Source organism: Endozoicomonas sp. G2_2 (assembly GCF_017744135.1).
Lineage (GTDB): Bacteria > Pseudomonadota > Gammaproteobacteria > Nevskiales > Salinisphaeraceae > Salinisphaera.
Genome location: NZ_JAGHQU010000002.1, coordinates 253,527 through 267,325 on the forward strand (window position 1 = coordinate 253,527; position 13,799 = coordinate 267,325).

Here is a 13,799-nt window from a genome sequence, read left to right on the forward strand (position 1 = left end):
GAAGCCATATGCCAATCGAGATGGGAATTTATCGCTCAACGGCCCTAATACGACGAGATTTCGCGCGCTGCATTGCAACAACGACGGCCTGCCCGCTAGCCGATAGCGACGGGTTGGCCAATGCGCTATTGGTTGTAGGCGAACGGGCTTTTCCGGAACGCGCTAGCTGCCGGTCTGGCTGCTCTGGCTACTCTGGCCAACCCGGCTGGTATCGATCAGACAGCTATCGGCAGCTTTTGCCTTGATGCTCGCGAGCTGCGAACGGCTCTCGCGTGCGATGCTGCCTTCGCGCAGCACTTCGGGGCGCTCGCCAGCGGCGTTCTGGCCGCGTTGATACGTATCCAGCGTGACGTACTCGTCATAGGGCAGTTCATCGGCGATGTAGTCGATGCTGCAGGCGCATTTATACAGCGTGTCGTAGTTCTTGCCGCCCAACTGATTCATGCAGTCGAACACATACTCGACCCGGGCCTGGGTCGGATAGTTATGCGCCGGCTTGTCGGCAGCGGTAGCCGCCAGGGGCAGCATCAGGCCGGCACACACAACGGGCAGGGAATATCGCATCGGGTCTCCTCCGGGCGGTTCTTGTTAGGTTCAGGAACCACAGTGCACCCAGGGTGGCTTTGCGCGCAACGCGGGTATGTGCAGCCGTGGTCGTTTCCGCGCGCACCGTTGCCGCCCCCGATACGTGGCCGTTAAATGGCGCCGTAAGTGGCGCCATGCAGGTTAAGCGCCGCCAGCCAACAGGACATTGCCACGCAAAACATATCGACACAATAAAACGCAATTAAAAACAGTAAACTAAAACCGATGTTTAACGCGCTTAGACATCTCGAATAGCCTGTCGAGATGTGGTTACGGAACCTGATGCAAAAACCGAAAAACAATCGATAAACGGCTGATTTTTATTTCGTGTAGAGATCAGGTCATCGACGACGGGTCGGCAAGCTGATAGCCCACGCCGTGCACGGTACGGATCAACGATTCACCGCCGACCTCGGCCAGCAGATGGCGTAACCGATGGATATGACCGCGCAGCGCTGCCTCTGAAGCGGGCGGCGTTTCCGGCCACACCGCGCTTTCGATCTCGTCGCGCGTAACCACGCGGGGATGCCAGCGAACGAGCAGCTCGAGAATCCGATAACTGGTCGGGGCCAGCGGCACCACCTCACCGGCGCAGTGGGCGCAGATGCTGTCGGGATCGAGTTGCAGTGACGCGCTGCAGATCGCCTGGGCCTTGCGGCGCTTGTGATACACCGCCGATTCCAGGCGCTGATAGAGATCGGGGATGGCGGCGGGCGCCAGAACGCAGTTGATCGCCAGCTCGTGCTCCACGACGGGGACGTCCGGTCCGTGGCACAGCACCAGGATCGGTGGCTGCGTCCCGAGATCGGCGCGCAAGCGCGCACAGAGCGTCGTGTCGTCCACCCGGGGCGGCGCCGGGTCGAGAATGACCGCATCGTACCGGTGCATCTCGCACAACCGTACGGCGAGGCGGCCGTCGGATGCGAAGTCCGGTTCGTGCCCGTGCTGCGAGAGGTAGTCGCCGATATCGATCGCTCGCTGATCGTCAGCTTCGATGATGAGAACGTCCATCGCTCCGATTCGCCTTTTCCAGAATGCGCCAGCGCAACATCGGATCAGACAGTTACGGGCGGCAAAGGTTTAATCGGTCGGCGATTAATCCGCGACGGGCACGGCACAAAAAAAGGGGCGGTCCGAGCCGCCCCTTGTCGCGATGCCTGGCGACGCCTGTCGATTCGCTAGGCGCTCATCAGGTCTTCCAGACGAATGGGCAATTCACGAATGCGCTTGCCGGTCGCGTGATGGACCGCATTGGCCACCGCGGCCGCCATGCCGGTCACGCCGATCTCGCCAATCCCGCGCGCGCCGAACTCGTTGAATTCGTAGTCCGGATGGTCGAGCAGGATGACATCCACATCGTCGGGTTGATCGGCGTGCACGGGCACCAGGTACTCGGCATAGTTGTTGTTGATCGGCAGCCCCGAGCGCTCGTCGTAGTCGGTGGCTTCGAACAACGCCATGCCGATGCCCATGGCGATCGCGCCCTCGACCTGATTGGCCGATGTCTTTTCGTTGATGATCTGGCCCACGTCGATGGCGCTGACCACGCGCGAGACCCGCAGCCGGGAAATGCCCGCGTCCCAGCGCACTTCCACGAAATGCGCGCCGAAAGAGCGGAAGGAGTATTCGCCTTGCGGCGCACCCGGCGTGTGGGCTTCGCCGTCGGCGTTGGCCAGCTTGAGCTGCTTGAGCACGTCGGTATAAGCGACCGACTTGCCGTTGCTGTCCGCCAGTTTGCCGTCGTCGAAGCTCAGATCGTCGGCCTTGGCGCCCGCAAACGCGCCGCCGTCGCCCACTGCGTAGGTCTTGAGTGCGTCGACGGCCTTGCGCGTTGCGCCCGCAATCGCGGGAAGCGTGGTCGCCGTAGCCCACGAGCCGCCGGAAACCGGGCCGCTCGGGTAGCTCGAATCACCCAGCTCGACCTCGATCTTGTCGATGGGAATACCGGTGATCGAGGACACCGCCTGGGCGACGATCGTGTACGTGCCGGTGCCGATATCCTGGGTCGCACAGGACGCGAAGGCGGTGCCGTCGGCACGCAGCGAGACCCGCGCATCGCAGTTCATCTTCAGTGCTTCCCAGTTGCAGGCGGCCATGCCCCAGCCGATGACCTCATCGCCATCGCGCATCGAGCCGACCGCAGGGTTGCGTTTCGACCAGCCGAACTTCTCCGCGCCCCGGTCGAACGCTTCCATCAGATGGATGCTCGAAAACGGCAGATCCATGCTCTGGTCGCGCTCGGTGTAGTTGGCCTTCCGGAATTCGAGCGGGTCCATGTTCAGCTTTTCGGCCATTTCGTCCATGGCCGATTCGAGGGCGAACAGGCCGGGGGCCGCACCCGGCGCACGCATCGACGTGGGTGTGCCGTGATGGGCGCCGATCGTGGCGTGACTCACCCGCAGATCGGCGCAGTCGTACAGGCTCTTGGTGCAGCTGCCGGTTGTTTCCACGTAGTTGTCGGTCATCGATGTGGTATTGACCGAATCGTGGGTCAGCGCGGTGAGCTTGCCGTTGTCGTCGGCGCCGATCCGTATCTGCTGACGGGTCGGCGGGCGATGGCCGGTCGTCGTGAACATCGCGTGGCGCGGCACCATGAGCTGTACCGGGCGGCCGACCTCTCGCGATGCCGCGGCGGCGGCAATCGCATGCGGCCAGATCCACAGCTTGCTGCCGAAGCCGGAACCGATGAACGGCGAGCGCACCTCGACGCGTTCGGGCGGCAGGCCGAACACCTTGGACATCACGTTGCGCGCGAAAATCACGCCCTGGGACGCTTCGTAGAGTACGAGGTCGCCGTTCTCCCAACTCGCCGTGCTGGCGTGCATCTCCATCGGGTTGTGGGTTTCCATCGGCGTGATGTAGGTCACGTCGATCTGATTCGACGACGAATCGAAAGCCGTGTCGGGATTGCCACGGCTGTGGCCGCTCGAATCGTCGGTCTTCGGCTCGTCGCCGCGCGCCAGGGCCTGGCTCAGCGTGGCGACCGGTTCGGCATCCGCGCTGTATTTCACTTTTACCGCGTAGGCCGCGGCACGTGCGTTGGCAAAGGTATCGGCCACGACGAGGGCCACGAACTGTCCCGGGTAGTAGACCCGGTTGTCCTCGAACGGCAGGCGGGTTTCGTCGACCTTGTTTTCCTGCGCGAAGCTGCTCGGCGTGCGATACAGATCGGGAAAGTGATCGTGATGGAAGATATCGATGACGCCCGCCATCTGCTTGGCCTGCGCAACATCGATATCGTCGATCGTGCCGCTGGCCACGGTGCTGAACACACCGTAGGCATAAGCCATGTTCGGCAGGTGGTGGTCGGCGGCATACATGGCCTGGCCGCTGAGCTTCTGCGGACCGTCGATACGCGGCTTGGACGCACCGATGATCTTGGCTTGAATCTTGTCAGTCATGGTTGCTTATCCTGTGAGTTCAGGCGCTCGTGGCGTTTCTGAGGCTGCGTACAACGGCCTGCTGACCGAGCGGAATCTTGAACGCGTTGTGCTCGTAGGGCGTCGCGCCTTCGAAGGCGATTTCGGCGGCCTTCTTGAAGCTGGCCTCGTTGGCCGGCTGGCCGACCAGCGCCTGTTCGGCCTTGCGCGCGCGCCAGGGCTTGGTGCCGACGCCGCCCATGGCGATACGGGCCTCGCGGATCGTTTCGCCCTCGGTGGCCACGATCACGCCGGCCGAAGCCAGCGCGAACTGATAGGAGGCACGGTCGCGCAGCTTGAGATAGTGCGACTTGTTGCCCTTGACCGGTGCGTCGAGGGTGACATGGGTGATCAGCTCGTCCGCTTCGAGTGCGTGCTCTTTTTCCGGCGTATCGCCGGGCAGCAGATGGAAATCGAGAAAATCGATCTCGCGTTCGCCGTTGGGGCCATTGACGGTCACCGTAGCGCCGATGGCGGCCATGGCCACGCACATGTCGGACGGGTGGCTGGCGATACACTGTTCGCTGGTGCCCAGTACCGCGTGCACGCTGCGGTTATCTCCGCCGATTGCCGAACAGCCCGTGCCCGGCTCGCGCTTGTTGCAGGGTGAGACGCCGTCCCGGAAATAGGCGCAGCGCACCCGCTGCATGACGTTGCCGCCGGTCGTGGCCTTGTTGCGCAGCTGGGTCGACGCGCCCGACAGCAGGGCCTCCGACAGCACGGCGTAGTCGCTTTTCACGCGCTCGTGATAGGCGAGATCGGTATTGGTGACCATGGCGCCGATCTTCAGACGGCCGTCGTCGAGTTCTTCGATGTCGTAGAGCGGCAGGTCGTTGACGTCGACGATCCGCTCCGGCTGCATCACGTCCAGCTTGACTAGGTCGAGCAGGGTGGTGCCGCCCGCGATGAACGACGACGGCTGCCCGGCGTGGGCCGATACGGCCGTGTCGACGCTGTCCGCGCGTTGGTAGGCAAAGTTTCTCATTGGTTGCTCCCTAGACCTTGCCGCGGGTCGACTGGACCGCGGCAAGAATGTTCTTGTAGGCGCCGCAGCGGCAGATATTGCCGCTCATGGCTTCGCGGACATCGTTGTCGCTGGCGCCGACGCGTTCGTCGGCCAGGATCGAGGTCGCGGTCATCATCTGGCCCGAAGTGCAGTAGCCGCACTGATAGGCGTCCTCGTCGAGGAAGGCCTGCTGGATCGGGTGCAGCGCGTCGCCATCGGCGAGGCCTTCGACGGTGGTGATTTCGTCGCCTTCGTGCATCACCGCCAGGCTCAGGCACGAATTGATCGCCACGCCGTTCACATGAACCGTGCAGGCACCGCACTGGCCGTGGTCACAGCCTTTCTTGGTGCCGGTGAGCTTCAGATCGTCGCGCAACGCGTCAAGCAGGATGACGTTCGGCGCCACGTCGATCTGCTTCATCCGGCCGTTGATCTTGAACGTCACCCGGCTCTTGCCTTCGGCGGGTGCGTCGTTGGTCGCCGCCGCGGGCGTGCCCTCGTCGGCGAATGCCTGGCCCAGACCGGCACCCGAGGTGGCTGCGGCGATGCTTGACATGCCCGCGCTTTTGAGGAAACGGCGCCGGGATGCGGAATGCGCCGGCTGGCCCTTGCGTGGCTGATCGGTCGCGCCGCGGGCGGCACGGCTCTGGTCACGATTGCTCATGATGTACTCCGGGTCGGGGCAACGCTCGGCGCGCTGCTCGGTGGAACTGACTTTTATGGATCGTGTACCGATCCTGTTTTTGTCGGATGTGTTGTTGGTTTGTTGGACTCGCTACGGGAGCGGTCGTTCTGGCTGCATGGTAATTACAATACTCCTCCACCATAAACGATCATGCGCCACCTTCTCTTTGCTTTTACCTATCGCGACGATTTAGCGATGGATTCCCGCGTCTGGCGTCGTCGATGTGCCATGGCGGCCCGTCGCAAGGCAGCCGGCGTATCGATGTCCCGCCCATGCGCTTTGCGTGCCGCGATCAGCCGGTAGCGCGCGCGTGGCACCGCATCGAGTACGGTTTTGGCACCCCGATCGCCCTCGAGTGCGGCGATCGCCGGGAACAGCCGCCGCGAGACGATCACCGGGTGCCCGGGCAGCCCCCGGCCGACCGGGCGGACGTAGTCGAGCCCGGCATGCCAGGTGGCACATAGCCGCGCAACGAGACGCGGCTCGATATCCGGCATGTCGCCCAGACATATCAATGCGCCGTGACAGTGGCGTGGCAATGCGGCCAGGCCGCATTGCAGGCTGCTCGCCATGCCCTGGCGGTAGGCCGGGTTGTGCACGAGGCGAAGGCCGGGCTGGCCGCCGCGGGCGTTTCGAATCACCGGCTCGATCCGTCGCCGCGCCCGACCGGTGACGACGACCAAGGGCCGGACCGGCAGGCCATGGAGGGCGTCCAGGCTGTGCTCGATCACGGTTCGGCCGGCCAGACGGGCGAGCAGCTTGGGCCGCGCGCCGTAGCGGCGCGATGAGCCGGCTGCAAGAACGACGGCGCCGATCAAGCCTGGGCGGCGCGCTCGCGCGGGCGCAGCGCCACCAGTTCGGCCAGCACGGACAGCGCTATTTCGCGCGGCTGGCGGGCGTTGATATCAAGCCCTGCCGGCGTATGCAGGCGGGCCAGCGCCTGTTCTTCGAAACCGTCGCTACGCAGGCGCTGGAGACGCTCGGCCGCCTTGCGGCGACTGCCCAGCGCGCCGACGCTGAAGGCCGGCGAGGCAAGTGCCTTGGCGAGCATCGCATGGTCGTCGTCGATATCGTGCGTGAGTGTGTACACGGCGCTCGAGGCGTCGAGCTCGAGGCCGTCCAGCGCACGGCCCAGCGGTCGCGTGTCGTAGTGTGCGAGCGTGGTGTCCGGCGGCGGCGCGGCGGGCCCGTAGGGCCGCAACAAAACGACCTCGTAGCCGAATGTCGGCGCAAGTTGTGCGAGCGCCAGCGTTACCGGGTCACCCCCGGCGATCACCAGCCGCGGCCGCGGCAGATAACGTTGATGAAACACGCGGCGGCCCGTATCGCCGTCCATCACGCCGTAACGGTGGCTGCCGTCGGCAAGATCCACGCGCACGTCGAACGGCTGTCGGTGCGTGCGCGCATGCGTCCAGCGCGCGATGTAGTCCGACGGGTCATCGAGGGCACGCACGAAGATACCGATACGCCCGCCGCAGGTCAGCTGTACGTCGAGCACGGGGCTGCCTGCGCCGTAATCGAGCATGACCGGCGTGCCGGTGTCCAACACCTGAAGTGCCTCGGCGGCGACCGCGGCTTCCACGCAGCCGCCGGAGACATAGCCCGCGACTTCCCCGCGGTCGTTGATGGCCATTTCGCTGCCGACGGGGCGGGGCGACGAGCCGCTGACGTGCACGAGCGTCGCGAGCGCGATGCGTCGGCCTTGGGATTGCCATGTTTGCAGCACGGGCAGCAGGTCGTCGACGAGTCCGTAGGTCGGCCAGGCCGGCCAGTCCGCGCGGGCCGGCTCGACGTCGTCCCGTACGCCCGCGCGCTCGGTGAAAGGGGTGATCTTGTCTGCCATGTTCCAGCCGACATTAGCGCCTGCATCGACCACTGCCAACTGCACCGAAAGTCGGTGCCTGGCGCATGAACGCCGCCGCAGAGGCGGCGAGGCAGGCGAAGGATGTATGGGCCAGACAATACGGTCGCGCGCAACCGAATACAAGCGCCCGGCAGGGCGGCCACGCGGCACAGGTCTGGCCCGGCGTATACCCGCCGCGTCGCGAACCCGAATGTTGCCGGTCAGTCGCTGGTCTGCAGCGGCTCGGCGAAGACGCGGCTCGCGCGTACGTCATCGGCTTCGAGCGTGGTCAGGTCCTTTCGCGTCACCGAACCGCGTGCCTCGAACAATCGCTTGGCCTGACGCAGGCGCATGCGATCGAGGGCGTTTCGAATCGAACGGGCATTGGCGAAGTGGGGCTGCTGCATGCGCCGCTCGATGTACTCGTCGAAGGCAACGCGGGCCTCGTCGCTGAACCGGTAATTCTCGTCGGCCAGCATGAGCTGGCTAATTGCGCCCAGCTCGTCCGGCGAATAATCGGGGAAGTCGATGTGATGGGCGATACGTGAACGAAAGCCGGGATTGGACTCGAAGAAGGTGTCCATGCGGTCCTTGTAGCCGGCGAGGATCACCACGAGATCGTCGCGGTTGTTCTCCATGACCTGCAGCAGGATCTCGATCGACTCCTGGCCATAGTCGCGTTCGTTTTCCGGCCGGTAGAGATAATAGGCCTCGTCGATGAACAGCACGCCGCCCATGGCGCGCTTGATCACTTCCTTGGTCTTGGGCGCGGTATGACCGATGTACTGGCCGACGAGATCGTCGCGGGTCACGGATACGAGGTGCCCCTCGCGCACGTAATCCAGCTTGTGCAGTATCTGCGCCATGCGTTCGGCGACCGTCGTCTTGCCGGTCCCCGGGTTGCCGGTAAAGCACATATGCAGCGTGGGTGTGTCGGAGGCGAGGTTGAACTGGCGCCGCACGTGGTCGACGAGCAGCAGGGCGGCGATCTCGCGAATGCGTGTCTTCACCGGCCGGAGGCCGATCAGCTCGCGATCGAGCTGATCGAAGACTTCCTGGATCCGCGATTCCTCGAAGACCGCGTCGAGATCCACACGGGCATCGTCGGCCAGCGGCTGTCCGTCGTCGCGGTTCGTGGCGTCTTCTGCACTGCTCATCGCCGTCTCCTGCTGAATCGCGTTTGTCGATAAACCACGCGGACGCCGCGCCCTGAAGCGGCGCCCGCCGGTAGCGACTAGTTCCGGTAGCGCTGGCTTTCGGGCTGATCCGTGGCGTAGCTGTGCACGGTGTAGCGGATCTTGCGGCCCTCGCATTCCTGGCGCGTGACCTGAAAACCGGGCTCGCTGGGCGGACGGTTCACGATGAACGACAGGCGCGGTGTTTCCCACTGATGGGTGCTGTCGAACGCGGTCACGCGGATATAGTGGTTCGGGAATGTCTTGCGACATTCCTCGAGATCCATCATCAGACCGGCCGGATCCTTGAGGTCGAACATCGGCTGGCCGTACATCTCCCAGTAAGTGTTGCGGGGATGCGGATCGTCGGTGTATTCGAGATTCACCGCCCAGCCGTTGTCGAGACAGTACTTCACCTGTTTCTTGATCTGGTCGTCGGTCAGTTCCGGCAGGAACGAGAAGGTGCCCTGGGTAATACGCATGATTGTTCTCCTGGCGGGCGGTGATCAGGCCGACGCCGTGGCGGTCGGCACGAAGTCCGGCGTGTCGGTGGAGCTGTAGTTGAAGGTGATGTCCTTCCAGGTATCCAGCGCGTGCTGCAGCGGTTTGCAGTCCTTGGCGGCCTTGTTGAGGATGTCCGGACCTTCGGCCAGGTAGTCCCGGCCTTCGTTGCGGGCCATGATCATGGCCTCGAGCGCGACGCGGTTGGCGGTCGCCCCCGCCTGGATGCCGTCCGGGTGGCCGATGGTGCCGCCGCCGAACTGCAGCACGCAGTCTTCGCCGAGATAGTGCAGCAGCTGGTGCATCTGGCCGGCGTGAATGCCGCCGGAGGCCACCGGCATGCACTTGTTCAGGCCGGCCCAGTCCTGGTCGAAGAAGATGCCGTGTTCGAGATTGGTTTCGTTGAACGGCTCGCGCAGCACGTCGTAGAAGCCGGCGATCTGGTTCGGGTCGCCCTCGAGCTTGCCGACCACGGTGCCTGCGTGGATATGGTCGACGCCGGCCATGCGCATCCACTTGGAAATCACCCGGAACGACACGCCGTGGTTCTTCTGGCGGGTGTAGGTCGAGTGACCGGCGCGATGCAGATGCAGAATCATGTCGTTCTTGCGCGCCCAGTTCGACATCGACTGGATCGCCGTGTAGCCGATGACCAGGTCGATCATCACGATCGTCGAGCCCAGTTCCTTGGCGAATTCGGCGCGCTCATACATGTCTTCCATGGTCGCGGCAGTGACGTTCAGATAGTGGCCCTTGACCTCGCCGGTCGCGGCACTGGCCTTGTTCACGGCTTCCATCACGTAGAGGTAGCGATCGCGCCAGTGCATGAAGGGCTGCGAGTTGATGTTCTCGTCGTCCTTGACGAAGTCGAGCCCGCCCTTGAGGGCTTCGTAGACGACGCGGCCGTAGTTGCGGCCCGACAGGCCGAGCTTCGGCTTGGTGGTCGCGCCCAGCAGCGGGCGGCCGAACTTGTCCAGGCGCTCTCGCTCCACGACGATGCCGGTGGGCGGGCCCTTGTAGGTCGTCATGTAGGCGGTGGGAATGCGCATGTCTTCCAGGCGCAGCGCGCGAATCGCCTTGAAGCCGAACACGTTGCCGATGATCGAAGCGGTGAGGTTGGCGATCGAGCCCGGCTCGAACAGCTGGATGTCGTAGGCGATATAGGCGAAGTACTGGTCCTCGCTGCCCGGCACCTGATCGACGCGGTAGGCCTTGGCGCGGTATTTGTCGCAGGCGGTCAGGCGGTCGGTCCAGACCACCGTCCAGGTCGCGGTCGAGGATTCGCCGGCCACCGCCGCGGCGGCTTCCTCGGGGTCCACGCCGTCCTGCGGGGTGATGCGGAACAGGGCGATGACGTCGGTATCGAGCGGCTGATAGTCCGGTTCCCAGTACCCCATTTTCTTGTAGGGGATCACCCCGGCTTCGTAGCGCTTGTTGTTCTGGATTGTGTCGGCCATGTCGATTCTCCGAATTTGGCTTCTGACGGTGTCCTCGCGACAGAGCCAGACTAGGACCGGCTATTGATAAATAAAAGTAAATAGTTATTATTGTTTTCATAAGAAAATATGAGAGTCCCGGGCATGGTATCCATGCGCTGAAAAGAGGGCTCCAATACGGTGCGATGGATGAACATAACCCTGCGTCAACTCAAGGTTTTCGAGGCGGTCGCACGACACGCCAGCTACACCCGCGCGGCCGAGGAGCTGCACCTCACCCAGCCCGCGGTTTCGATTCAGGTAAAGAGCCTGGAAGAGGCGGTCGGGCTGGCGTTGTTCGAGCAGTTCGGCAAGCAGATCTATCTCACGACCGCGGGCGAGGAAATCCTGCGCTATAGCCGCGGCATCGCCGCGCAGATCGACGAGATCGGGGACGTGGTCGCTCGGCTGAAGGGCGTCTCCCGGGGCAGTCTCTATGTCGCCGTGGCCACCACGGCCAACTACTTCATCACCCATCTGCTGGCCGCATTTCATCGCGAGTTTCCGGAAGTCTCGATCAACCTGTCGGTGACCAATCGCCAGGCATTGCTCACGCAGCTGGCGGAAAACCGGGTCGATCTGGTCGTCATGGGCGAGCCGCCGCCGGATCAGGGGCTGGCCGGCACCGCGTTCATGGACAATCCGCTGGTGGTCGTCGCGCCGCCGGATCACCCGCTCGGACAGCGCAAGCGTATTCCGCTGAAGACGATTGCGAAGCAACCGTTCGTGGTGCGCGAGGAAGGTTCGGGTACGCGCGCGGCGATGACGCGCTTCGCGCGCCGGCACCAGATCGCCTTCACGCCGGCGATGGTCATGACCAGCAATGAGGCCATCAAACAGGCCGTCGGCGCGGGTCTGGGGCTGGGGCTCGTGTCGGCACACACGCTCGAGCTGGATCTGTATGCCGAGCGGCTGCAGATTCTCGACGTCGCGCATTTTCCGATCATGCGCGAGTGGTATGTGGTCAATCGCGAGGGCAAGCGCCTGTCGCCGGCGGCCGAGGCCTTCAAGCAGTTTCTCGTAGACCATGCGGACACGGTCTGGCCGACAGCCACGAAGGCCGCCGGCGCGGTGGCCGGGGAAAGTGACTGATGCGGATGCTTCAGCGGTAACGCACGACGCCGGTGGTTACCATCGACTCGATCAGTGGCTGCATGATGATCTCCATGGCGAACGCCATCTTTCCGCCGGGTACGACCAGCGTATTGCGGCGAGACATGAACGAGTCGTGGATCATCGACAGCAGGTACTGAAAATCCACGTTGATCTTCTTCGGATCCCGGAACCGGATCACGATCAGGCTCTCGTCCAGCGTGGGGATGTAGCGGCTGATGAACGGGTTGGACGTATCCACCGTCGGTACGCGCTGGAAGTTGATATGCGTGCGTGAGAACTGCGGCGTGATGTAGTGCACATAGTCGTGCATGCGCCGCAGGATGGTCTCCATGACGGCTTCGGTGCTGTAGCCGCGGGCGAGCTTGTCGCGATGCAGCTTCTGGATCCATTCCAGGTTGATGATCGGCACCACGCCGACGAGTAGATCGACATGCTTCGCGACGTCGACCTCGTCGGAAGTCACGCCGCCGTGCAGCCCCTCGTAGAACAACAGGTCGCAGCCTTCGGGTACTTCCTCCCAGGGCGTGAAGGTGCCGGGTGCCTGCCCCCAGGGTTCGGCTTCCTCCTCGTTGTGCAGGTAGTGGCGCCGTTGACCGCCGCCGGTCTCGCCATGCACACGAAAGAGTTCCTCGAGCTTGTCGAAATGATTGGCCTCGGGGCCAAAATGGCTGAACGGCCGGCCTTCTTCCTCAGCCTGTCTGACCTGGCGCTTCATCTCCGTGCGCTCGTACTTGTGAAAGCAGTCGCCTTCCACCGTGGCGGCCTTGAAGCCGTCACGGCGGAAGATGTGCTCCATGGCCTCGCGCACGGTCGACGTGCCGGCACCGGACGAACCGGTGACCGCAAACACGGGATGCTTGATCGACATGGGGCTCCTCCCGTTGGGCAATCGCGCTGAGTCGGTTCTTCGAGGGGGCGTGCAGGGACTTTTGGCCGCGCTTCAGGCGACCTGGCGTTCCTGCGCCGGATCGTACTGGCCGCGTGCGGCCGCGCTGTTGCAGCGTGCGCGGTGCAGCAGCGCGCGCTGTGCGGATTCCACATTCGCGGCATCGCCGCGCCAGGCGTCGAGCGCGGGCTGCTGCAATGCGCGGGCGTAGGAGAAGGTCAGCGTCCAGGGCGCCGCGCCATTATCGATCCGGTTCATGGCATCGAGATGGGCCGTGGCGCTTTCGTTGCTCTGGCCGCCGGACAGAAACGCCACGCCGGGGACCGACGCCGGCACGCTCGCGTACAGGCAGCGCAGGGTAGCCTGGGCAACCTCGCGCACATCGGCCTGTCGCGCGGCATGCTTGCCGGGCAGAACCATGCTGGCCTTGAGGATGAGGCCCGGCAGATGCACGTGCTGTTCGCGCAGTTCGGCGAACAGCCGCGTGAGCGTTTTTTCGGTCACGTCATGGCAGCGATCGATATCGTGATCGCCGTCGAGCAACACCTCGGGCTCGACGATGGGCACGATGCCGGCTTCCTGACAAAGCGCGGCATAGCGGGCCAAGGCATGGGCATTGGCGGCGTAGCAGGCCGCGCTCGGGATGCCGTCGCCGATGGTGATCACCGCTCGCCATTTTGCGAACCGTGCCCCCATGGCGTGGTATTCGGCCAGGCGATCACGCAGCCCGTCGAGGCCTTCGGTGACCTTCTCGCCCGGATGACCGGCCAGATCCTTGGCGCCGGTATCGACCTTGATGCCCGGGATGACGCCGTTGTCGTTCATCATGGTGGCGAAGGGCGTGCCGTCCGCGGTCTTCATGCGCAGCGTTTCGTCGTAGAGAATCGCGCCGCTCACGCTTTCGCCGAGGCCGGGCGCCGACAACAGTAACGCGCGATAGTCGCGGCGGTTGTCCTCGGTGTTGTCGATGCCGTAATCCTCGAACCGCTTGCCGCAGGTGGGGGTGCTTTCGTCGATCGCCAGCAGGCCCTTGCCGTCGGCGAGCAGTCGCCGGGCGATGTCCTCGAGTGCCTGTGTATCCATGATGCTCTCCTCGCGTTCGTTGTAT

General features: G+C 64.0%; 13 protein-coding genes. 1 reads left to right on the top strand and 12 read right to left on the bottom strand.

Annotation, left to right across the window (positions count from 1 at the left end):
- Positions 1–162: 162 nt before the first annotated feature.
- The 10 genes from J7355_RS03385 to J7355_RS03430 all read right to left on the bottom strand — a co-directional run bounded on the left by J7355_RS03385 (position 163) and on the right by J7355_RS03430 (position 10,671).
- Complete coding sequence (locus tag J7355_RS03385; RefSeq protein WP_209059941.1) at positions 163–564, bottom strand: hypothetical protein; 402 nt, start codon at positions 562–564, stop codon at positions 163–165.
- 357 nt (positions 565–921) lie between these two features.
- Complete coding sequence (locus J7355_RS03390) at positions 922–1,596, bottom strand: response regulator transcription factor (protein ID WP_209059943.1); 675 nt, start codon at positions 1,594–1,596, stop codon at positions 922–924.
- Between the two features lie 167 nt (positions 1,597–1,763).
- Entirely contained in the window at positions 1,764–3,986 is a 2,223-nt protein-coding gene (locus J7355_RS03395) for a xanthine dehydrogenase family protein molybdopterin-binding subunit (protein WP_209059944.1), read from the bottom strand.
- Positions 3,987–4,005: 19 nt separating this feature from the next.
- Positions 4,006–4,989, bottom strand: a complete 984-nt coding sequence (locus J7355_RS03400) for a xanthine dehydrogenase family protein subunit M (protein WP_209059945.1) — start codon at positions 4,987–4,989, stop codon at positions 4,006–4,008.
- A gap of 10 nt (positions 4,990–4,999) precedes the next feature.
- Positions 5,000–5,674 carry a (2Fe-2S)-binding protein gene (locus J7355_RS03405; RefSeq protein ID WP_247739737.1) on the bottom strand — a complete coding sequence of 225 codons (675 nt, stop codon included), beginning with the start codon at positions 5,672–5,674 and terminating at the stop codon, positions 5,000–5,002.
- 197 nt (positions 5,675–5,871) lie between these two features.
- Positions 5,872–6,513 (bottom strand): nucleotidyltransferase family protein, encoded by a 642-nt coding sequence (locus J7355_RS03410; protein WP_209059946.1) that lies wholly within the window; start codon positions 6,511–6,513, stop codon positions 5,872–5,874.
- Positions 6,510–7,538 carry an XdhC family protein gene (locus tag J7355_RS03415; RefSeq protein ID WP_209059947.1) on the bottom strand — a complete coding sequence of 343 codons (1,029 nt, stop codon included), beginning with the start codon at positions 7,536–7,538 and terminating at the stop codon, positions 6,510–6,512. Before J7355_RS03415 ends, J7355_RS03410 begins: the two co-directional genes overlap by 4 nt.
- Positions 7,539–7,759: 221 nt before the next feature.
- Positions 7,760–8,695 carry a CbbX protein gene (cbbX, locus tag J7355_RS03420; RefSeq protein ID WP_209059948.1) on the bottom strand — a complete coding sequence of 312 codons (936 nt, stop codon included), beginning with the start codon at positions 8,693–8,695 and terminating at the stop codon, positions 7,760–7,762.
- Positions 8,696–8,772: 77 nt separating this feature from the next.
- The gene (locus J7355_RS03425) at positions 8,773–9,195 is read right to left on the bottom strand and encodes a ribulose bisphosphate carboxylase small subunit (RefSeq protein WP_209059949.1); all 423 of its coding nucleotides are present in this window, start codon (positions 9,193–9,195) and stop codon (positions 8,773–8,775) included.
- 24 nt (positions 9,196–9,219) lie between these two features.
- Positions 9,220–10,671 (bottom strand): ribulose-bisphosphate carboxylase large subunit, encoded by a 1,452-nt coding sequence (locus J7355_RS03430; protein ID WP_209059952.1) that lies wholly within the window; start codon positions 10,669–10,671, stop codon positions 9,220–9,222.
- Positions 10,672–10,839: 168 nt separating this feature from the next.
- Between J7355_RS03430 and J7355_RS03435 the strand changes: the two genes are divergently transcribed.
- A complete protein-coding gene (locus tag J7355_RS03435; protein ID WP_209059955.1) occupies positions 10,840–11,781 on the top strand; it encodes a LysR family transcriptional regulator in 942 nt (313 codons plus the stop codon).
- A gap of 10 nt (positions 11,782–11,791) precedes the next feature.
- On the opposite strand, the gene J7355_RS03440 is transcribed toward J7355_RS03435, so the two are convergent.
- Together J7355_RS03440 and J7355_RS03445 are read right to left on the bottom strand one after the other, a co-directional pair.
- The gene (locus J7355_RS03440; protein ID WP_209059957.1) at positions 11,792–12,673 is read right to left on the bottom strand and encodes a phosphoribulokinase; all 882 of its coding nucleotides are present in this window, start codon (positions 12,671–12,673) and stop codon (positions 11,792–11,794) included.
- 72 nt (positions 12,674–12,745) lie between these two features.
- Complete coding sequence (locus J7355_RS03445; protein WP_209059959.1) at positions 12,746–13,774, bottom strand: class I fructose-bisphosphate aldolase; 1,029 nt, start codon at positions 13,772–13,774, stop codon at positions 12,746–12,748.
- Positions 13,775–13,799: the final 25 nt, after the last annotated feature.